General features: G+C 57.4%; 21 protein-coding genes. 15 read left to right on the top strand and 6 right to left on the bottom strand.

Going from position 1 to position 18,717, the window contains the following annotated elements:
* The first annotated feature begins 43 nt into the window (after positions 1–43).
* From A7976_RS06895 to ubiA, 8 genes are read left to right on the top strand one after another with little or no spacing between them, the layout of a single operon-like run.
* Positions 44–910 (top strand): YicC/YloC family endoribonuclease, encoded by an 867-nt coding sequence (locus tag A7976_RS06895; RefSeq protein WP_067109254.1) that lies wholly within the window; start codon positions 44–46, stop codon positions 908–910.
* A gap of 10 nt (positions 911–920) precedes the next feature.
* A complete protein-coding gene (gene gmk, locus A7976_RS06890; RefSeq protein WP_067110190.1) occupies positions 921–1,532 on the top strand; it encodes a guanylate kinase in 612 nt (203 codons plus the stop codon).
* A gap of 22 nt (positions 1,533–1,554) precedes the next feature.
* A complete protein-coding gene (rpoZ, locus tag A7976_RS06885) occupies positions 1,555–1,764 on the top strand; it encodes a DNA-directed RNA polymerase subunit omega (RefSeq protein ID WP_067109251.1) in 210 nt (69 codons plus the stop codon).
* Positions 1,765–1,779: 15 nt separating this feature from the next.
* Complete coding sequence (locus A7976_RS06880; RefSeq protein ID WP_067109249.1) at positions 1,780–3,978, top strand: bifunctional (p)ppGpp synthetase/guanosine-3',5'-bis(diphosphate) 3'-pyrophosphohydrolase; 2,199 nt, start codon at positions 1,780–1,782, stop codon at positions 3,976–3,978.
* A 15-nt stretch (positions 3,979–3,993) separates the two neighbouring features.
* Complete coding sequence (locus tag A7976_RS06875) at positions 3,994–4,377, top strand: RidA family protein (RefSeq protein WP_067109246.1); 384 nt, start codon at positions 3,994–3,996, stop codon at positions 4,375–4,377.
* A 22-nt stretch (positions 4,378–4,399) separates the two neighbouring features.
* Positions 4,400–6,439 carry an ATP-dependent DNA helicase RecG gene (gene recG / locus A7976_RS06870; RefSeq protein ID WP_240483823.1) on the top strand — a complete coding sequence of 680 codons (2,040 nt, stop codon included), beginning with the start codon at positions 4,400–4,402 and terminating at the stop codon, positions 6,437–6,439.
* A gap of 32 nt (positions 6,440–6,471) precedes the next feature.
* Entirely contained in the window at positions 6,472–7,017 is a 546-nt protein-coding gene (locus A7976_RS06865; RefSeq protein ID WP_067109240.1) for a chorismate lyase, read from the top strand.
* Entirely contained in the window at positions 7,017–7,883 is an 867-nt protein-coding gene (gene ubiA / locus A7976_RS06860; protein WP_067109237.1) for a 4-hydroxybenzoate octaprenyltransferase, read from the top strand. The genes A7976_RS06865 and ubiA overlap by 1 nt, the downstream gene beginning before the upstream one ends.
* Here ubiA and A7976_RS06855 read toward each other — a convergent pair.
* Positions 7,875–8,624, bottom strand: a complete 750-nt coding sequence (locus A7976_RS06855) for a YdcF family protein (RefSeq protein ID WP_067109234.1) — start codon at positions 8,622–8,624, stop codon at positions 7,875–7,877. The two genes, ubiA and A7976_RS06855, sit on opposite strands and share 9 nt — an antisense overlap.
* 79 nt (positions 8,625–8,703) lie before the next feature.
* Between A7976_RS06855 and rplM the strand changes: the two genes are divergently transcribed.
* From rplM to erpA, 6 genes are all read left to right on the top strand, one after another.
* Positions 8,704–9,132, top strand: a complete 429-nt coding sequence (rplM, locus tag A7976_RS06850) for a 50S ribosomal protein L13 (protein WP_067109232.1) — start codon at positions 8,704–8,706, stop codon at positions 9,130–9,132.
* Positions 9,133–9,141: 9 nt separating this feature from the next.
* Entirely contained in the window at positions 9,142–9,534 is a 393-nt protein-coding gene (gene rpsI / locus A7976_RS06845; RefSeq protein WP_067109227.1) for a 30S ribosomal protein S9, read from the top strand.
* Between the two features lie 151 nt (positions 9,535–9,685).
* On the top strand, positions 9,686–10,726 hold the full coding sequence (gene argC, locus A7976_RS06840; protein ID WP_067109223.1) for an N-acetyl-gamma-glutamyl-phosphate reductase: 1,041 nt from the start codon (positions 9,686–9,688) through the stop codon (positions 10,724–10,726).
* Entirely contained in the window at positions 10,723–11,403 is a 681-nt protein-coding gene (locus tag A7976_RS06835; RefSeq protein WP_067109220.1) for a DUF6776 family protein, read from the top strand. Before argC ends, A7976_RS06835 begins: the two co-directional genes overlap by 4 nt.
* A gap of 12 nt (positions 11,404–11,415) precedes the next feature.
* Positions 11,416–11,817 carry a polymer-forming cytoskeletal protein gene (locus A7976_RS06830; protein ID WP_067109217.1) on the top strand — a complete coding sequence of 134 codons (402 nt, stop codon included), beginning with the start codon at positions 11,416–11,418 and terminating at the stop codon, positions 11,815–11,817.
* Positions 11,818–11,870: 53 nt separating this feature from the next.
* Positions 11,871–12,221 (top strand): iron-sulfur cluster insertion protein ErpA, encoded by a 351-nt coding sequence (erpA, locus tag A7976_RS06825; RefSeq protein ID WP_067109215.1) that lies wholly within the window; start codon positions 11,871–11,873, stop codon positions 12,219–12,221.
* A gap of 51 nt (positions 12,222–12,272) precedes the next feature.
* On the opposite strand, the gene gltA is transcribed toward erpA, so the two are convergent.
* The 4 genes from gltA to A7976_RS06805 all read right to left on the bottom strand — a co-directional run bounded on the left by gltA (position 12,273) and on the right by A7976_RS06805 (position 16,966).
* On the bottom strand, positions 12,273–13,565 hold the full coding sequence (gene gltA / locus A7976_RS06820) for a citrate synthase (RefSeq protein WP_067109212.1): 1,293 nt from the start codon (positions 13,563–13,565) through the stop codon (positions 12,273–12,275).
* Between the two features lie 72 nt (positions 13,566–13,637).
* Entirely contained in the window at positions 13,638–14,738 is a 1,101-nt protein-coding gene (locus tag A7976_RS06815) for an anhydro-N-acetylmuramic acid kinase (RefSeq protein WP_067109209.1), read from the bottom strand.
* Between the two features lie 7 nt (positions 14,739–14,745).
* A complete protein-coding gene (locus A7976_RS06810) occupies positions 14,746–15,618 on the bottom strand; it encodes an HDOD domain-containing protein (protein ID WP_067109206.1) in 873 nt (290 codons plus the stop codon).
* Positions 15,619–15,634: 16 nt separating this feature from the next.
* The gene (locus tag A7976_RS06805; protein WP_240483822.1) at positions 15,635–16,966 is read right to left on the bottom strand and encodes a M23 family metallopeptidase; all 1,332 of its coding nucleotides are present in this window, start codon (positions 16,964–16,966) and stop codon (positions 15,635–15,637) included.
* Positions 16,967–17,045: 79 nt separating this feature from the next.
* Here A7976_RS06805 and tyrS point away from each other — a divergent pair, with 79 nt between their 5' ends.
* Positions 17,046–18,233 (top strand): tyrosine--tRNA ligase, encoded by a 1,188-nt coding sequence (gene tyrS, locus A7976_RS06800; RefSeq protein ID WP_067109200.1) that lies wholly within the window; start codon positions 17,046–17,048, stop codon positions 18,231–18,233.
* A 207-nt stretch (positions 18,234–18,440) separates the two neighbouring features.
* Here tyrS and A7976_RS15270 read toward each other — a convergent pair.
* Positions 18,441–18,717, bottom strand: a 277-nt coding sequence (locus A7976_RS15270; RefSeq protein WP_205633475.1) for a hypothetical protein, incomplete at its 5' end; no start/stop codon positions are given.

The raw sequence follows: 18,717 nt of genomic DNA, 5'->3' as shown, positions 1-18,717 counted from the left end.
GCGGATTTGATAAGATTGGGTAAAAATTGTCAGGACATACTCAATGATTTATAGCATGACCGGCTTCGCCGCGCTGGAGCGTAAAACCGCGGCCGGTACCCTGCTGCTCGATTTGCGTGCAGTCAACCATCGTTATCTCGAAGTCCATATGCGCATGGATGAAACCTTGCGCAGCTTCGAGCCCGCCATGCGCGAAGCCATAGGCGCGCGTCTGGGCCGGGGAAAGGTCGAATGCAGGGTGACTCTGGTTGCGCCGGCGGATGCCGCTGCCAATGGGGAGGTCAATACCGGCATGCTCGATCAGCTGGCATCGTTGACCGCTGTCGTGCAGCAACGTTTTCCGCAAAGCCGGCCGTTGAGCGTGGCGGATATCCTGCGCTGGCCGGGCGTATTGGCCACCGAGCAGGTTTCCGGCGAAGCGCTGTCGGCGGACCTGATCGCGACATTGCAGCAATGCCTGCAGGATCTTGCCGACTCGCGGGCGCGTGAAGGTGAAAAACTGAAAGCGCTGATATTGGAGCGCGTAACGGCAATGGAAACGCAGGTCGCCAAGGTTCGCCCCCTGTTGCCCGCGTTGATGCAGGCCTATCAGGAGAGGCTCGCGCAACGGCTACGCGAGGCAATGCAAACGATCGATGACGAACGCATCCGGCAGGAATTGGCCTTGTTTGCCCAGAAGATCGACGTCGACGAAGAGCTCGGCCGACTGACCACGCACCTGCAGGAAGTGCGGCGCATCCTCGGCGCAGGTGGCGCCGTCGGCAAGCGACTGGATTTCCTGATGCAGGAACTCAACCGCGAAGCGAATACACTAGGCTCGAAATCGGTGTCCACCGAGACTTCGCAGGTTTCGATGGAGCTCAAGGTGCTGATCGAGCAGATGCGCGAGCAAATACAGAATCTGGAATAAAATCATGAAGATGACAGGCAGCCTTTTTATCGTGACCGCGCCCTCCGGCGCCGGCAAGACCAGTCTGGTCCGCTCCCTGCTGGAGATGGACAAACTGGTCAGTCTTTCGATTTCCTACACCACGCGGGCCATGCGCCCCGGCGAAGAGGACGGCGAGGATTATCACTTCGTCAGCGAGGAACGCTTCCTGCAAATGCTGGAAGAGGGCGATTTCCTGGAGAGCGCCGAGGTGCATGGCGCGCGCTACGGTACCTCGCAAACGCTGGTGGAGTCGGTGCTCGCCGAAGGCCGCGACCTGGTGCTGGAGATCGACTGGCAGGGCGCGGCGCAAGTGCGCAGTCTGTATCCCAGCGCGGTCGGCATTTTCGTGCTGCCGCCTTCGCTCGAAGAATTGGCGCGCCGGCTGCATAACCGTGCCCAGGATTCCGCCGAGGTCATCGCGCGACGCTTGGCTGCGGCGCGAGACGAGATCAGCCATGTCGGCGAATTCGACTATGTTATAATCAATGACCGTTTCGAGACGGCAATTCATGACCTGCTGGCGATCATTCGCGCACAGCGTTTGCGCGGCGAAAAACAGTTGCGCCAGCATCAGGAATTGCTCCGGAATTTCATCGTTTGAGCACGCATTACAAGGATTCATCATGGCACGTATTACCGTAGACGACTGTCTGGAAAAAATTCCGAACCGCTTTCATCTGACCCTGGCTGCCGCGTATCGCGCTCGCCAGGTGGCAAACGGATCCGAGCCGCTGGTCGCCCATGCCGGCAAAGACAAGCCGACCGTCGTCGCGCTGCGTGAAATCGCTGCCGGCAAGGTTGGCCTGGAAATCCTCAACCGCGGGCAGGCGTAAGGATCGCTTGATGCAATGGGTGGTCGAATCCACGCAGTAAAACCGCCACCCACCCCTCCTTTGCTGCCAGCCGACAGCGAAGATTCGCAGCTCTACCAGCTGCTTAATGTATACCTCAAGCCGGAAGACATCGCGCAAGTGATGACGGCTTACCGCTTCAGCGCTGCTGCCCATGAAGGGCAGTTCCGCAAGAGCGGCGAACCCTATATTTCCCATCCCGTCACCGTGGCCGGCATCCTGGCCGAGCTGCATCTCGACCCGCCCAGTATCATGGCGGCGCTGCTGCATGACGTGATGGAAGACACCGAGGTCAGCAAGCAGCAACTGGCCGAGCAGTTCGGCCAGCCGGTCGCCGAACTGGTGGACGGCGTTTCCAAGCTGGACAAGATCGAATTCCAGACCGCTACCCACGCGCAGGCGGAAAACTTCCGCAAGATGCTGTTGGCGATGTCGCAGGATGTGCGGGTGATTCTGGTAAAGCTCGCCGACCGTCTGCACAACATGCGCACGCTGGACAGCATGGCACCGGAGAAGCGCCGCCGCATCGGCCGCGAAACGCTGGAGATCTACGCGCCCATCGCCAACCGTCTCGGTCTCAATGCGATCTACCAGGAACTGGAAGACCTCAGCTTCAAGCATCTTTATCCGATGCGCAGCGCGGTACTGGCCAAATCGATCAAGGCGGTGCGCGGCAATCGCAAAGAGGTGGTCGGCAAGATTCTGGATGCGATCAAGCAGCGTCTCGCTGACGCGCACATCACGGCCGAGGTCAAAGGGCGCGAAAAGCACCTGTACAGCATCTACAAGAAAATGGTGGAGAAGACCGGGACGTTTTCGGAAATTTTCGACATCTACGGCTTCCGCATCCTGGTGCAGGACACGCCTACCTGCTACCTGACGCTGGGCGCGCTGCACGCGCTGTACAAGCCGATTCCGGGCAAGTTCAAGGACTACATCGCGATTCCCAAGGCCAACGGCTACCAGTCGCTACATACGACGCTGTTTGGCCCGTTCGGCACGCCCATCGAAGTCCAGATCCGCAGCCGCGAGATGCACAACATCGCCGAGGCGGGCGTTGCCGCGCACTGGCTTTACAAGAATACCGGCGCGGATCTTTCCGCGTTGCAGAAACAGACACACCAATGGCTGCAGCGCCTGCTGGAAATCCAGTCCGAGAGCACCGATTCGGTCGAATTCCTGGAGCACTTCAAGGTCGACCTGTTTCCGGACGAGGTTTATGTGTTCACGCCCAAGGGGCAGATCATGGCATTGCCGAGCGGTGCGACCGCCGTGGACTTCGCCTATGCCGTGCATACCGACGTCGGTAACCGCTGCGTTGCGGTCAAGATCAATCATGAGCTGGCGCCGCTGCGTACCGAACTGCATAACGGCGACCACGTCGAAATCATCACCGCCGCACATGCTAAGCCCAATCCGGCCTGGCTGAATTATGTCGCCACCGGCAAGGCGCGCGCGCATATCCGGCATTTCCTGAAGACCATGAAGTCTTCGGAATCGGCCGTGCTGGGCGAACGCATGCTCAATCAGGCGCTGCGCGCGCTGCATGCCGATCCGGCGGAGATCAGCGAAGAGCGCTGGAAAAAGCTGGTGCGCGATTACGGTGTGCAGGACAAGCAGGAAATCCTGACCGATATCGGTCTCGGAAAGCGCCTCAATGTGATGGTGGCGCGCCAATTGCTGGCGATGGCGGAATCGGCGGGCGACCGCGCGAGCACACATCTTGGCAGCATCACGATACGCGGCTCGGAAGGCATGGCGGTGCAGTTCGCGCAGTGTTGCCGGCCCATCCCGGGCGACCCGATCCTCGGCTTCATCAACAAGGGCAAGGGACTGGTGGTGCATACCCATGATTGCCACGCGATCCGCAAGTTCCGCATGGATCCGGACAAGTGGCTGGACGTGGAGTGGGATCCCGACACCAAGCGCCTGTTCAAGGTCAACCTCAAACTGGCCGCGGCCAACCAGCCGGGCGTGCTGGCCAAGATCGCTGCCGGCATCGCCGCCGCCGGTTCCAACATCGACAACGTTGGCATGGAAGAAAGCGATGACAGCGCCTATACCAACATGAATTTCACCGTGCAGGTGGAAGACCGCGAACACCTGGCACGCTTGATGCGCAGTCTGCGCAAGATTCCCGAGGTGGTTCGCATCAACCGCGTCAAGGGCGCGGCTGCCGATCATAAACATCAATAAGCAAGGAAAATAGCAATGGCAAGACAAATCATCAGCACTGAAGGCGCGCCCAAGGCAATCGGCACCTACTCCCAGGCGGTCAAGGTCGGCGACACCGTCTATATGTCGGGCCAGATCGGTCTCGACCCGGTCAGCATGCAATTGGTCGAAGGCATAGAGGCGCAAGTGCGCCGCGTGTTCGGTAATCTTTCCGCCGTGGCGCAAGCCGCTGGCGGTTCATTGGCGGACATCGTCAAGCTCAATATCTTTCTCACCGATCTCGGGCATTTCGCGCTGGTGAACAGCATCATGGCGGAATACTTCACGGAGCCGTACCCGGCACGTGCCGCCGTCGGCGTCGCCTCGCTGCCGCGTGGCGCGCTGGTGGAAGCCGATGCCGTCATGGTGCTGGGCAACTGATTCCAGCGGCAGGACAGGGCGCTTGACCGGTCTAGGCGCGATCAAGGGCGTCAACAAGGCGCTGCTGGGCAGGCTGGGCAAGCTCGGCATCTTTGAGCCGGATGATCTTTTGTTACACCTGCCGCTCCGCTACGTCGACGAAACCCGCATTACGCCGATCCGTGATTTGCGCCCCGGCGAGGCGGCTCAGGTCGAGGGTGAGATTATCCATGCGGAAACGCAATATCGTCCGCGCAAGGCCCTGATTTGCCAGTTGCAGGATGTGGACGGCGGACTGCTGCATCTGCGGTTTCTTCATTTCTATCCTAGCCAGGTTGCGGCGCTCAAGCCGGGCGCACATATCCGGGCATTCGGTGAACCGCGCCCCGGTTTTTTCGGCATGGAGATGGTGCATCCGCAGTGCCGCCCGGTGCGCGAGAATGTCCCGCTCAGCGAGGCGCTGACACCGGTATATCCAACCACTGCCGGGCTGACGCAGCCCAGTTTGCGCAAGCTGGTGGATTGGGCATTGCACAATGCCGATATCAGCGAAACCCTGCCTGCAGGCATACTCGAAGAACTCCATCTGCCCGGTTTTGCCGAAAGCCTGAAATTCCTGCATCGGCCGCCGCCCGATGCCCGTCTCGACGCATTGCAGGAGCATGCGCACGCCGCCTGGCGTCGTCTCGCGTTCGACGAATTGCTGGCGCAACAGCTTTCGATGCGACGGCATCATGCGCGGCGTCGGACGCAAGGCGCCCCGCGCCTGCAAGCACAGCATCGCTTGACCTCGGCATTGCTCGAGCGCCTTCCGTTTGCCCTCACCGGCGCACAGCAAAAAGTCTGGGCGGAGATTAGTTCCGATCTCGCCCAGCCTCATCCGATGCAGCGTCTGCTGCAGGGCGATGTCGGCAGCGGCAAGACTATCGTGTCTGCCCTGGCGGCCGTGCAGGCCATAGAAAACGGCTGGCAGGCGGCGATTATGGCGCCGACAGAAATCCTTGCCGAACAGCACTATCGCAAGATGCTCGATTGGCTGTCGCCGCTAGGTGTTTCCATCGCCTGGCTTTCCGGCACCCAAGCCAGAACCGCGCGTAGCGAAGTGTTGGCGAAAGTCGCCAGCGGAGAAGCGCAGCTGGCCGTCGGCACGCATGCGCTGTTTCAGGAGCAGGTGCAGTTTGCCAGGTTGGGACTGGCGGTGGTCGACGAGCAGCATCGTTTCGGTGTGCATCAGCGCCTTGCGCTGCGGCAGAAGGGTACGCAGCCGCATCAATTGATGATGAGCGCGACACCCATTCCGCGCACGCTGGCGATGAGTTATTACGCCGACCTGGATGTCTCGGTGATCGACGAATTGCCGCCCGGCCGCACGCCCATCGCGACAAAGGTCGTGTCGGAGGAACGGCGCGAGGAGGTGCTGGGCCGCGTGCGCGACGCCTGCCTTCAGGGTCGGCAGGCTTATTGGGTGTGCCCGCTGATTGAAGAATCCGAAGCGCTGCAATTGAAAACCGCGCTGGAAACCTTCGAGCAATTGACCGCTGCCTTGCCGGGGATCGGCATCGGCCTGGTGCACGGCCGCATGAAGCCTGCCGAGAAGCAGGCGGTGATGCAGGCCTTTGGCGCAAATGAAATCCAGCTGCTGGTAGCGACAACCGTGATCGAAGTCGGCGTGGACGTACCCAACGCGAGCCTGATGGTGATCGAGCACGCCGAGCGCATGGGACTTTCGCAACTGCATCAACTGCGAGGCCGCGTGGGGCGCGGTTCGGCGCAGAGCGTGTGTATTCTTTTATATGCGGCACCGCTGTCGCAAACCGCCCGTGCGCGCCTCAAGATCATCTACGAAAACACCGACGGTTTCGAAATTGCGCGCGCCGACCTCGCGTTGCGCGGTCCCGGCGAGTTTCTCGGCATTCGCCAGAGCGGTGTGCCCTTGCTCAAAATTGCCGATCTGGAGCGCGATGCCGATCTGCTGGACCTGGCCAGAAACATCGCCGAACGCCTGCTGCGCGATGATCCGCCAGCCGCGGAAGTCCATCTCAAGCGCTGGTTGCGCCGTGCCGAAGAATACGTCAAGGTTTAGGCGCAAAAAGCGGTGTGGCATAATCGGCCGCGATGAAAATCCGTTCTAGCCCATTTCCTTTCCGCGCTGCCTGGCTGCCCAAGCCGCCGGCAAGCGGCGCCTACCGGCACTGGCTGGTCGATAACGGATCGCTGACACAGCGTTTGCGTAAACATTGCGCCGCATTCTCGGTGGAGCGGGTGCGCCAGCGCTGGGCAAGGCCGTTGCCGGACGAGGCGATGCTCTTGCGCATGCGCCCGCACGAAAGGGCATTGTTGCGGGAGGTAAGCCTCTGCTGCGACGGCGTCCAGGTTGTGTTTGCCCACAGCGTATTGCCGCGCAACAGCTTGCGCGGTGCCTGGCACAACCTTGGCCGGTTGGGGGCCAAACCTCTTGGCGCCGCGCTCTTCGCCCATCCTGAAGTGGTACGTACGCCCTTGGCTTTCCGGAAAATATTGCCGCGCCATGCGCTCTATGCGCGTGCCGTCGAGCATCTGACAGAACGTCCTGCATGCCTGTGGGCGCGCCGCTCGGTGTTCATGCTGCATAATGCGCCCATTCTGGTGACCGAAGTCTTTTTGCCGGGGGTACTCGAATAATGAAGAATGTGATGGCGCGACTGGATGCCTACGAACGATTGATGCGGCTGGACAAACCCATCGGCATACTCCTGCTGCTGTGGCCGACACTCTGGGCACTCTGGATTTCAAGCAACGGACATCCGGATTGGCTGATTGTCTGGATTTTCATGCTGGGCACGGTGCTGATGCGCTCTGCCGGCTGCGTGATGAACGACTACGCCGACCGCAAGTTCGATGCGCATGTCGAACGAACCAGATCGCGCCCATTGGCGACCGGCGAGGTGAGCCCGCGCGAGGCGCTGGTGTTGGCGGGAGTGTTAAGTCTGCTGGCGTTCGGGCTGGTCCTTCTGCTCAATAAGCTCACTGTATTGTTATCGGTATGCGCGCTATTCCTGGCGATGACGTATCCATATACCAAGCGTTTCATTTCCATTCCACAGGCCTATCTCGGTGTTGCGTTCGGTTTTGGCATCCCCATGGCTTTCGCCGCACACAATGGCACAATACCGCCGTTGGCCTGGGCGCTGCTGGCAGCCAATATTTTCTGGGCGGTGGCTTATGACACCGAGTATGCGATGGTGGATCGCGACGATGACATCAAGATCGGAATTCGCTCCTCAGCGCTGTTCTTCGGACGCTACGATATTGCAGCCGTAATGGCTTGCTACGTAGTCATGCTCGGTATTCTGGCCTGGGTGGGCATGGAGGTACGGCTGCACTGGCCATACTATGTCGGCCTCGCCATGGCGAGTGTGATCGCTCTGTATCATTACACCCTGATTAGAGCGCGCGAGCGTGGAGCCTGCTTCAAGGCGTTTCTGCACAACAACTGGCTCGGCGCCGTTATCTTCGCCGGGTTGTTCGCCAGCTATCGGCTAGCCTGATCCATTCAGCTTGTACCAGACCATGCCTGACCATTCGCGCAAGGCGATGTGCGACTGCATCAAGCCCCTGGCCGAAGGCAGAAAATCCAGCAGTGTCAGCTTGCGCGCGGTGACATAGACCGTTGGTGCCGGAAGCACGGTAAATCCTGCCTTCTCGAACGCGGCACGCGCCCGCGGCATGTGCCAGGCATGCGTGACCAGCAATATGCGGGTGATGCCCGACGGTTGCAGAAGCGCGTAGCTATTCCTGGCGCTTTCGCCGGTATTCTGAGAGGTGATCTCGACCCAGCGCGTATCGACTCCGAAATCCTTGCGCAGGGTACTCCACATTGCCAGGCTTTCGGCTTCACCGCCTTCAGGATTGCCGCCGCTGGCAAGGAGCGGAAGGCCGGTAGCGTGTTGTAGTCGGGCGGCATAACGCAGGCGCTCCAGCGAGTAACTGCGTACGGTATCTCCGCCATACTCGGGCGCATCGTGATACACTCCGCCGCCTAATACCACAATGGCTTGGGCATCGGCATGAGCAGGATTGCTGTATGGCTTCTGCAATGTTGCAAGCAGCATATGCCCGACCAGTGGAGTACCAAGCAGGTAAAGCAACGCGATAGCCAGCCAGACCAACCGTCGCCCATAGGTGGCGAAACGGCTGTGCAACAGGCCTGTGCCGAGCGCGAGCAACATCAGCAGGTTCAGTGGCGGCAGCAGGAAAGCGGCCATGAAGTTGGAGATAAGCCAGTTCATTCAGATTTCGTTTGACAGTGCACTCACGCTTGACATAGAATCCACCCCTTTCATTTTTCAGCGAAATACGGTTGCTCCGATGAAGACCTTTTCTGCTAAATCGCATGAAGTAAAGCGCGATTGGTTCGTGGTAGACGCCACGGACGTAGTGCTCGGCCGTCTGGCAAGCGCAATTGCGCATCGCCTGCGTGGCAAGCACAAGACCATTTTTACCCCGCACGTGGACACCGGCGATTATATCGTCGTGGTTAATGCCGACAAGCTCAAGATTACCGGTAACAAGGCTGACGACAAGCTGTACCATCGTCACAGTGGCTATCCGGGCGGTATTTCCACCACCAATTTCACCAAGATGCAACAGCGCTTCCCGGGCCGTGCCCTGGAAAAGGCTGTCAAGGGCATGCTGCCGAAGGGTCCGCTGGGCTATGCGATGTTCCGCAAGCTCAAAGTGTATGCCGGTCCCAAGCACGATCACGTGGCGCAGCAACCACAACCTCTGGAAATCTAAGGATCTAGCATGATCGGTAAATACAACTACGGTACCGGCCGCCGCAAAAGCTCCGTGGCACGTGTATTCCTGAAGTCCGGCAAGGGCAACATCGTGATCAACGACAAGCCTGCTGACGAATACTTCTCCCGCGTGACCTCGCGCATGATTCTGCGCCAGCCGCTGGAACTGACCAACAACACCGAAAGCTTCGACATCATGGTCAATGTTGTCGGCGGCGGTGAGTCCGGCCAGGCCGGTGCAGTGCGTCACGGTATCACCCGCGCACTGATCGACTACGATGCGGCACTGAAGAGCGCGCTGTCCAATGCCGGTTTCGTGACCCGCGATGCTCGCGAAGTTGAACGTAAGAAGGTCGGCCTGCGCAAGGCTCGCCGCGCCAAGCAGTTCTCCAAGCGCTAAGCGTTTCATGTGTATTGCAAAAAGCCGCTTTATGCGGCTTTTTGTTTTTATGCGGCCTGCAGCTAATCAATGCTGCTTTTGATTGTCTTTTCCAGAGTGGCTGATTAATATGGTTCGCTTCTTCTTCAATAATTTCGATTAAAAGCTGATCATGCAACAGAACAAGATCAAGGTTGGTATCGTAGGTGGCACCGGATATACCGGGGTCGAGTTGCTACGCTTGCTGGTACTTCATCCCGGTGTCGAAATCGCGTACATCACATCGCGCGGCGAGGCCGGACAGCGTGTAAGTGACATGTTTCCAAGTTTGCGCGGCTATGTAAATCTGCCTTTTACCGATCCGGCCCAAGCCGATCTGGCAAGCTGCGACGTGGTGTTTTTTGCTACGCCGAATGGCATCGCCATGCAGCAGACGCGCGCATTGCTTGATGCCGGCGTACGCGTGATCGATCTTGCTGCGGATTTCCGGATTCAAGACATTTCGGAGTGGGAGAAATGGTATGGCATGACTCACGCCTGTCCCGACCTGATCGCCGAAGCAGTATACGGCTTGCCCGAGTTGAATCGCGAAAAGATAGCGTCCGCTCGGTTGGTGGCGAATCCCGGCTGTTATCCGACAGCTGTGCAGCTTGGCTTTTTGCCGCTACTGCAAGCAGGCGTTGTGGACGAGTCTCATTTGATCGCCGATGCGAAATCTGGCGTAAGCGGAGCCGGGCGCAAGGCGGAAATACCTTTTCTGTTTGCCGAGGCCGGCGATAATTTCAAGGCATATGGCGTGGCTGGGCACAGGCATTTGCCGGAAATCAGCCAAGGGCTGACCGGCATGTGCGATAAAAAAGTCGGGATGACATTCGTGCCGCACCTGACTCCCTTGATTCGCGGTATTCATGCAACGCTGTATGCGCGGCTGACCAAGGAAGTCGATCTGCAGTCGTTATACGAAAGCCAATATCGCAACGAGCGTTTTGTCGACGTACTCCCAGCGGGAGCGCACCCCGAAACCCGCTCAGTACGCGGCTCCAACCTGTGCCGTATCGCGGTGCATCGCCCTGGCGACGGCGACACGGTCGTCGTGCTCTCGGTGATAGACAATCTGGTCAAAGGCGCTGCAGGCCAGGCTGTCCAGAATATGAACATCATGTTCGGCTTTGACGAGTCGACCGCACTGGAGCAAGTTCCGCTTCTGCCATGAAGCGCACCCTGCATCGCTTGAGGCGTCGCGGGCCGGTTGATCGGCGCGTCTCCGTCCGCCCGCAGCATCCCTGGTACGTGAAAGTCGTGGCGGTCGTGCTCTTGCTGGGGCTGGGCTATGGTTTCTCGTATTGGCAATTCATGATCCCGCATTCGCCCGACTCGCCGGAAAGCGATGCCTACATGGCGCAGCTTGCGATGTCGGAACGTCAATTGCAAGTGGAGCGCGCGACACGCAGCAACGCCATAAAGGAAATGGCGCTGTTGCAGGACGAAATCATGCGGCTGAAGGAGGATGTGGCTTTTTACAAGGGCATCCTCACCGAACGCAGCACTGCGGGGAGCCCCAAAATTCAGGGTGTGAAAATCACTCGCACGATGAATCCGCTGGAATATCGCTATGAAATCAACCTGGCGCAAACGGGGCCGGAAGGCAAGCCGATACGCGGCAGTCTGCATTTGACCGTACAAGGCCTGCAGGACGGGAAAAACGTCAGTCGCGATATCGTCCTTGATGGCGAGCAAGTAGGTATGATGGTGAACTTTAAAAAATACCGGCGAGTGGATGGCGTGTTCAGTATTCCGGAGTCGCTGCAGGCCAGGAGTCTGCTTGTGGAATTTGTGGAGGCTGGCGATACGCGACCCAGGTTGAGCCAGACCTTTAGTTTGTCGGATTGAATGGGATCAAGGATGTTTCGGAAAAACCAGCAGAAACCCAGCTCACGCATCGAAACGCTGATTGGCGCGGAAACATCGCTCAAGGGAGATATCCATTTCAGCGGCGGGCTACGGGTCGACGGAGCGATCCGCGGCGATGTCCGTGAAATCGCGGGGAAGGCTTGTACGCTTGTTCTCAGCGAACATGGCCATATCGAGGGAGCCATCGAATCCTCGCATGTGGTGATCAACGGTACGGTAGTCGGACCGGTTAAAGCCAGCAGTTATGTTGAACTTCAAAACAAATCCAGGGTCACCGGAGATGTGTACTACAAAACCCTGGAAATACATACCGGTGCCGTAGTTGAGGGGAAGTTGGTTTATATCAATGATTCCGACGTGGTAAATCAAGAGCTTACATCCAGTCAGGATTGACCGGACGGGTGGGCGGGCGGATAATTGCCAGTCAGAATATGAAGGAGTCAGAAATGAACGCAGTGAATGAAATCCCGAGCCCGCTTGTTTTTACCGACAACGCGGCCAAGAAAGTGAAGGAATTGATAGACGAGGAAGGTACGCCTGATCTGAAGCTGCGCGTATTCGTCACCGGCGGCGGTTGTTCCGGCTTCCAGTACGGCTTCACTTTTGAAGATACCGTCAACGAAGATGACACCACCGTGGATCGCGACGGCGTAACGCTGCTGATCGATCCGATGAGCCTGCAATATCTGCTGGGAGCTGAAATCGACTATCAGGATAGCTTGCAAGGTTCCCAGTTCGTCATTCGTAACCCGAATGCAACAACGACCTGCGGTTGCGGATCCTCGTTCTCTGCCTGATTATCAATTCAGGCATCAACAAAAAAGGAGGCAATGCCTCCTTTTTTGTTTTTAGCGTTGCCCGACGGGAATGAAGTCGCGCCGCGCCTGGCCGGTATAAAGCTGTCGTGGCCGTGCGATGCGATGCTCCGGACTTGAGATCATCTCGTTCCATTGCGCAATCCAGCCTGCCGTGCGCGCCAGTGCAAAAATGGCAGTAAACATCGAGTTCGGTATTCCCATCGCCCGCATGACGATGCCGGAATAGAAGTCGACGTTCGGATACAGACGCTTGCTGACGAAATATTCGTCTTCCAATGCAATCTGCTCCAGCTTGAGCGCCAGTTTGAACATCGGGTCGTCGTGCAAGCCGAGTTCGTCGAGTACCTGGTGGCAAGTCTGGCGCATGATGGCTGCGCGCGGGTCCATATTCTTGTAGACACGATGCCCGAAGCCCATCAGGCGGAAGGAGTCGGTCTTGTCCTTGGCGCGCTTGATGTATTCGCCGATGCGGGAAATATCGCCGATTTCTTCCAGCATCCGCAATGTGGCCTCGTTGGCGCCGCCATGCAGTGGGCCCCACAGCGACGCAATGCCGGCCGAAATGCAGGCAAATGGATTGGCACCGCTCGAGCCGACCACGCGCACCGTCGAAGTCGAGGCATTCTGTTCATGGTCGGCGTGCAGGATGAGGATGCGATCCAGCGCGCGCGCGAGTATGGGGTTGGGCGAGTACTGCTCGCACGGGATGGCGAACATCATGTGCATGAAGTTCTCGGCATAGTTCAAACGGTTCTGCGGATAGGCGAACGGCTGGCCGATGTTGTACTTGTAGCTCCAGGCGGTGACGGTCGGCATCTTGGCAAGCAGGCGGTATGCTGCAATCTCGCGCAAACGCGGGTCGGACACATCCGCATGTTCCGGATAAAAGGCCGCCATTGCGCCCACGACCGATACCATGACGGCCATCGGATGCGCGTCGCGGCGGAATCCGCGAAACACGTTGTTCATCTGGTCGTGCAGCATGGTGTGATTGGTGAGAGTGTCCGCGAAATTTTTCTTCTGTTCCGCGTTCGGCAATTCGCCGTTGATCAGCAGGTAAGCAACCTCGGGGAAGTCGCAGTGCTCGGCGAGTTGCTCAATGGGATAGCCGCGGTGATAAAGAAGACCTTGCTCGCCATCGATGTAGGTAATGTTCGAACTGCAGCTTGCCGTCGAGAGAAATCCGGGGTCGTATGTGAAGTACCCATGCCCGGCCAGGTTGCGGATATCGACAACATTGGGACCGAGGCTTCCGGTCAGCACCGGAAGATCGATAGGATCGGTGCTATTGTCGAGGGTAAAGGTGGCTTTGGTCGGCTTCATAGGAATCGCATCGTTGTGTTGCACAGAAAGGGTCAATACTAAAGGCCAGAGGCCGGGTGAGGCAAGCGCTTGTTATGCCGGGTAAATGGCTCCAAGTATTCGGGGGCCACTTGCCCCGGTAGCGGCAGGAAGGTTGCCAGGCAATCCAAGCAGAGTTTGCCGCGCGAGCCAGGCAAAGGCCGCTGCTTCAACGATATTCGCAGGAATGCCGAGCTCGTCCGTGAGTGTCAGTTTTCGCGGTTGCAACAATTGCGCCAGACGGCGCACCAGGGTGCCGTTATAAGCGCCGCCTCCGCAAAGATAGACCTCGGTTGCCTCGGCGCAATGTTCCGCGATGGCATCGGCAATCGACATTGCCGTCAGTTCGAGCAATGTTGATTGAACATCGACTGGGGCATGATGAGATGAAACATGGCGCTCCAGCCAGGGCATATGAAAATCGTCCCGACCGGTACTTTTGGGCGGGGCGGCTTTGAAGAAGCGATGGGCCAATAGCGCGCTCAACAGATCCGGAAGTATCTTGCCGCTTGCAGCCCAGGCGCCGTCTTTGTCGTATGGCTGCCCAATATGACGCAGCATCCAGCCATCCATCAGTAAATTTCCGGGGCCGCAGTCGAAACCGCAGGCTGTTCCTGTCGGCGGCAAGTTCGAGAGATTGCTGATCCCTCCGATATTGACAACCACGCGATGCGCCAATGCAGTACCGAAAACCGCTTGATGAAAGGCCGGTACCAGCGGCGCGCCCTGGCCGCCTGCAGCGATATCCCGGCTGCGGAAATCGGCGATGACAGTGATCCCGGTCAACTCCGCGAGCAGGGCAGCGTTGCCGATCTGAACGGTGAATCCCATGTCCGGACGATGACGTATGGTTTGACCGTGGCAGCCAATCGCGCTGATTGAGCTTGTCGAGATTCCGGATTGAGCGAGCAGTTCGGTAATGCAGCTGGAATACAGGCGCGCCAGGTGATTGCCGGCCAGATGGCTACGTTCAATTTCATTCGCACCTGATGCATTCAATTGCAATAGCGCCTGCTTCAGATCGTCTGGAAAAGAGACAAAGGCACGCTCAATGATTTGGCAGGAAGCATCTTCGAAGTTTGCAAGTGCAGCGTCAACGCCGTCCATGCTGGTGCCGGACATCAGTCCGATGAAATAGGAGTCCGCGCTGCTCATGATATCGTCAGACGAACTTATGTAGCCACAAGGCAGGCGTCGTGTAGGAGTTCTCACGCACATCGCTTACGATCTCGCCGAACTCTGCAGTACTGATGCCAAGGTATTCCAGTACCGCCTGACGCATGAACATCCAGTCGTTGCCATCGTCGAGTTGCCGGTTGACATGGCTTAGATGGGAAGCGATTTTCAGGACTGCGAGGTGTGTCAGCACATTTTCAGGCGGCCGCGGAATGGCGGAAAAAATGCGATGGTCATGATGCAGCTGGATAACCTGGCAGATGTGTTCGGGGAGGCTCCATGAATTCGCTACCAGGAAGCCAACTGTTGTATGGTCGGTCTGGTAGCGCTCTTGCTCAAGCTGCGTCAGCGCATGTGTGAGATCTGTATTCGCTTGTTTGAGAAAGGCCTTGTAATCAGGAATTCGTTGCATCATGAGCGCGATGCCGCAGTCATGGAACATGCCGATGGTAAAGGCATCGTTTTCCGAGATGCCCGTGATATGGCGCGATAGGTCGCGCGAGATCAACGCCACGTCGGTGGCGGTGTCCCAGAATCTATCCATCGAAACTGTGTTGCCGATGGAGGCGACGAGGGCAATGCTGGTCAGAATGTTGTCAAGATTGACGAGCCCGAGAATAGTGATCGCTTCCTGGATGGAGGCGATTTTGCGCCTCATGCCAAAATACGGCGAATTGATGGTTTTGATCACGCCCGCAGAAAGCCCGGGGTCGGAGCTAACAATTCCGGCAATGGCCTGCAGGTTGGGAATGGGCTTGCTTCGTTCCTCCTGGAATCGGCACAAGACATCTGGTCGCGGAGGAATATGAAAGCCTTTAAGGAGATTGGTGACTGCGTCCTTGTCGAGAATGATGCTCATACGTCAACGCTCATGACTATTCGAGCGATGCGGTTTGCGTATTCCGTAAAAGTGCGAGTTGAGCCAACAAAGGCTGTGCCTGCGTCCTGAATGCGTCCTGATTAATGTTGGTCAGGGCAGTCGTATTGGGCAAGGCAACCTTGAGCGGATCGCGATGTTGCCCATTCACCCGGAATTCGTAATGCAGGTGCGGACCGGAAGCCAGGCCGCTCATGCCCACATACCCGATGACGTCATCTTGCGAAACACGTTGCCCTTTGCGCAGCCCGGCCGCAAATCGGGAAAGGTGACCGTATACGGTAGTAACGCCGCCTGCATGCTGCAACATGACGACATTGCCATAGCCGCCCTGCTTGCCGGCAACGATGACTGTACCGTCGGCTGTAGCCTTGATCCGAGTACCGATGGGCGCGGCATAATCCACGCCTTTATGGGCACGCCAACGTTTAAGCACGGGGTGGAAGCGAGCCAGCGTAAATCCGGAGCTGATGCGAGAAAATTCGAGTGGAGAACGGAGGAAAGCCTTGTGCAAAGCCTTGCCATCGGGCGTTAAATAGTCGGAACGACCATTGCTGTCGCGATAAAGCAAGGCGCTATAGGTCTTGCCCTGATTGACGAACTCCGCTGCTAGTACCTTGCCGGGGGTAGTCATTTCGCCCTTGCTATAGCCGGCTTCGTAAATCACTGTAAAACGGTCGCCTTCTCGCAGGTCGAGATGGAAGTCGATATCCGAAGAGAAAATCTGGACGAGTTGCATAGCAACGGCATCGGGAATGCCGGCGGCGTCAGTGGCTGCAAATAAGGAGCTTTGAATGACGGCCGATTTCAGTTCGGTACGACTTTCCTGAGCCAGCTGAATTTGCTTGGCAACATAGCCATCGTTGTCCAGCTTGACCTGCAAGGCCGCATCCCAGTCGTATTGGTACTGCAACTCAAGCAGCTTGCCGTCCGCGGTGGTCTTGGCAAGTATGGAGCGGCCGGGGCGCAATTTCGAAGCCAGCGTGCTGGCATCGGGCGATTGACGCAGGAAGTTCACGGCTTCGGTATTCCGAATGTTCAAGCGATCCAGAACGGTGCCCAGCGTATCGTCCTTGCGTACTTCGTCCGCTTGCCAGAGCGATTGCTCATCGAGCGCCAGCGCTTCAACGATGGAGTCCGATGGCAGGGTGAGCTCTTCAACGACGAGTTCAACGGGAACATCCTGCACTGCGGTCTGCGGCGCGATACCAAAAGCAGTGATTACGCCAAAGAGGGGAATGGAAGAGAGAACCAGCAACCAGCGCAGACGCAGCTTTCGCTCTTGGGATGCTTTGATTTGCGATAAAATGCGGCCTTTACCCTGTTGCACGGGCGCTCCTCGGGAAGTCATAGCTGGGGACAGCGAGCATGCTAACAGAAATACATTTAACGGTGAAGGTAGTTCCTCCATGAATGATGCATTAGCGATAATCAAACGCGGCTGTGATGAGTTGCTGATAGAACAGGAACTCATTGAAAAGCTGAAGTCCGGCCGGCCGCTTCGGGTCAAGGCTGGCTTCGACCCCACGGCACCGGATCTGCATCTGGGCCACACGGTACTGCTTAATAAGTTGCGGCAGCTGCAAGAGTTGGGACATCAGGTTTTGTTTCTGATCGGCGACTTCACCGGCATGATAGGCGATCCAACCGGCAAAAGCGCAACACGTCCGCCCTTGACGGAGGCGCAAGTTCAGGAGAATGCCAAGTCTTATTCCGAGCAGGTGTTCAAGATACTGAAACCGGAGCAGACCGAGGTCGTGTTCAACTCCAAATGGCTGAATGACCTGGGAGCCGCCGGCATGCTCAAGCTCGCTGCCAGTCAGACGGTGGCGCGCATGCTGGAGCGGGATGACTTTTCCAAGCGATATAAATCAAACCAGCCGATCGCCATTCACGAATTCCTCTATCCTTTATTGCAGGGATACGATTCGGTCGCGCTCAAGGCTGATATCGAACTCGGCGGCACGGATCAGAAGTTCAATCTGCTCATGGGGCGCGAGTTGCAGAAGCAGGCCGGGCAGCCCCAGCAATGTGTATTGACCATGCCCTTGCTCGAAGGGCTGGATGGCGTGAACAAGATGTCGAAGTCTCTCGGCAACTATATAGGTGTGGCTGAGCCCGCCAATACCATCTTTAGCAAGATCATGTCGATTTCTGATGAACTCATGTGGCGCTACATCAACTTGTTATCGTTCGAGTCGCTGGAAACCATCGCGCGTTGGAAACAGGATGTCGAGGCTGGAGCCAATCCGCGCGATATCAAAGTGCGCTTTGCGCAGGAGATTGTTGCGCGTTTTCATTCGCAGGCGGCCGCCGGAGAGGCACTTAATGACTTCAATCTGCGTTCCAAGGGCGGCATTCCCGAGGATGTGCCCGAGATGTCGCTGGCGCTGGAAGGGGGCTCAATAGGTATTGCGCAACTCTTGAAGCAAGCCGGATTGGTGGCAAGCACCTCTGAAGCCTTTCGCGCTATAGAGCAAGGCGGCGTCAGGCTGGATGGCGAGAAGGTCAGCGATAAGGGGTTGAAGTTGAGTGAAGGCGTAGTCGTTGCTCAAGTTGGTAAACGGAAGTTTGCGCGCGTCACACTATATATATAGGAGGAGAGCAAACTGGTCGTATTAAAAAGAATTTCCCGTTTGCTCTTGACCGGAATTTTGCGGCCTGTAGAATGCGCCCCTCGCTTCAAGAGTGAGTCAGGCAGTAGAGGAAAACAAATTTTCGTTTCCCTCTTGACCGGATTAAACCGGTCTGTAAAATGCGCGGCTCGCTTTAGCAGCGAGGCAGCAGCAGCGAGGAAAAAGAAGTTAAATTTTCCTCTTGACCGAAGCGAAAAGGTCTGTAAAATGCGCGGCTCGCTTCAACGGCGAGGCAAGCAGCAAAGAGAAAGCGAAGTTAATTTCTCTTGACCGAAACGAAAAGGTCTGTAAAATGCGCGCCTCGCATGTAAGCGAGGAGTGGTGCGGGTTTGTTGGTAAAATAATGCTGACAAAAAGCTTGACCGGAAGTAAGCGGTCTGTATAATGCGCCCCTCTCGTTGCTACGGCGACATGCTCTTTAAAAATCAGGACAACCGATAGGTGT

This window comes from Methylobacillus sp. MM3 (assembly GCF_001645185.1).
Taxonomy (GTDB): domain Bacteria; phylum Pseudomonadota; class Gammaproteobacteria; order Burkholderiales; family Methylophilaceae; genus MM2.
This window is presented reverse-complemented; position numbering and strand designations above follow the sequence as displayed.

Excerpts from the sequence above, each read along its gene's own strand:
- erpA (WP_067109215.1), top strand. The coding sequence starts at position 11,871 with ATGAACGCAGTGAATGAAATCCCGAGCCCGCTTGTTTTTACCGACAAC.
- tyrS (WP_067109200.1), top strand. The coding sequence starts at position 17,046 with ATGAATGATGCATTAGCGATAATCAAACGCGGCTGTGATGAGTTGCTG.
- rpsI (WP_067109227.1), top strand. The coding sequence starts at position 9,142 with ATGATCGGTAAATACAACTACGGTACCGGCCGCCGCAAAAGCTCCGTG.
- argC (WP_067109223.1), top strand. The coding sequence starts at position 9,686 with ATGCAACAGAACAAGATCAAGGTTGGTATCGTAGGTGGCACCGGATAT.
- A7976_RS06810 (WP_067109206.1), bottom strand. The coding sequence starts at position 15,618 with ATGAGCATCATTCTCGACAAGGACGCAGTCACCAATCTCCTTAAAGGC.
- A7976_RS06875 (WP_067109246.1), top strand. The coding sequence starts at position 3,994 with ATGGCAAGACAAATCATCAGCACTGAAGGCGCGCCCAAGGCAATCGGC.
- ubiA (WP_067109237.1), top strand. The coding sequence starts at position 7,017 with ATGAAGAATGTGATGGCGCGACTGGATGCCTACGAACGATTGATGCGG.
- rpoZ (WP_067109251.1), top strand. The coding sequence starts at position 1,555 with ATGGCACGTATTACCGTAGACGACTGTCTGGAAAAAATTCCGAACCGC.
- rplM (WP_067109232.1), top strand. The coding sequence starts at position 8,704 with ATGAAGACCTTTTCTGCTAAATCGCATGAAGTAAAGCGCGATTGGTTC.
- gltA (WP_067109212.1), bottom strand. The coding sequence starts at position 13,565 with ATGAAGCCGACCAAAGCCACCTTTACCCTCGACAATAGCACCGATCCT.
- A7976_RS06880 (WP_067109249.1), top strand. The coding sequence starts at position 1,780 with ATGGGTGGTCGAATCCACGCAGTAAAACCGCCACCCACCCCTCCTTTG.
- A7976_RS06835 (WP_067109220.1), top strand. The coding sequence starts at position 10,723 with ATGAAGCGCACCCTGCATCGCTTGAGGCGTCGCGGGCCGGTTGATCGG.
- A7976_RS06855 (WP_067109234.1), bottom strand. The coding sequence starts at position 8,624 with ATGAACTGGCTTATCTCCAACTTCATGGCCGCTTTCCTGCTGCCGCCA.
- A7976_RS06830 (WP_067109217.1), top strand. The coding sequence starts at position 11,416 with ATGTTTCGGAAAAACCAGCAGAAACCCAGCTCACGCATCGAAACGCTG.
- A7976_RS06815 (WP_067109209.1), bottom strand. The coding sequence starts at position 14,738 with ATGAGCAGCGCGGACTCCTATTTCATCGGACTGATGTCCGGCACCAGC.
- gmk (WP_067110190.1), top strand. The coding sequence starts at position 921 with ATGACAGGCAGCCTTTTTATCGTGACCGCGCCCTCCGGCGCCGGCAAG.
- A7976_RS06895 (WP_067109254.1), top strand. The coding sequence starts at position 44 with ATGATTTATAGCATGACCGGCTTCGCCGCGCTGGAGCGTAAAACCGCG.
- A7976_RS06865 (WP_067109240.1), top strand. The coding sequence starts at position 6,472 with ATGAAAATCCGTTCTAGCCCATTTCCTTTCCGCGCTGCCTGGCTGCCC.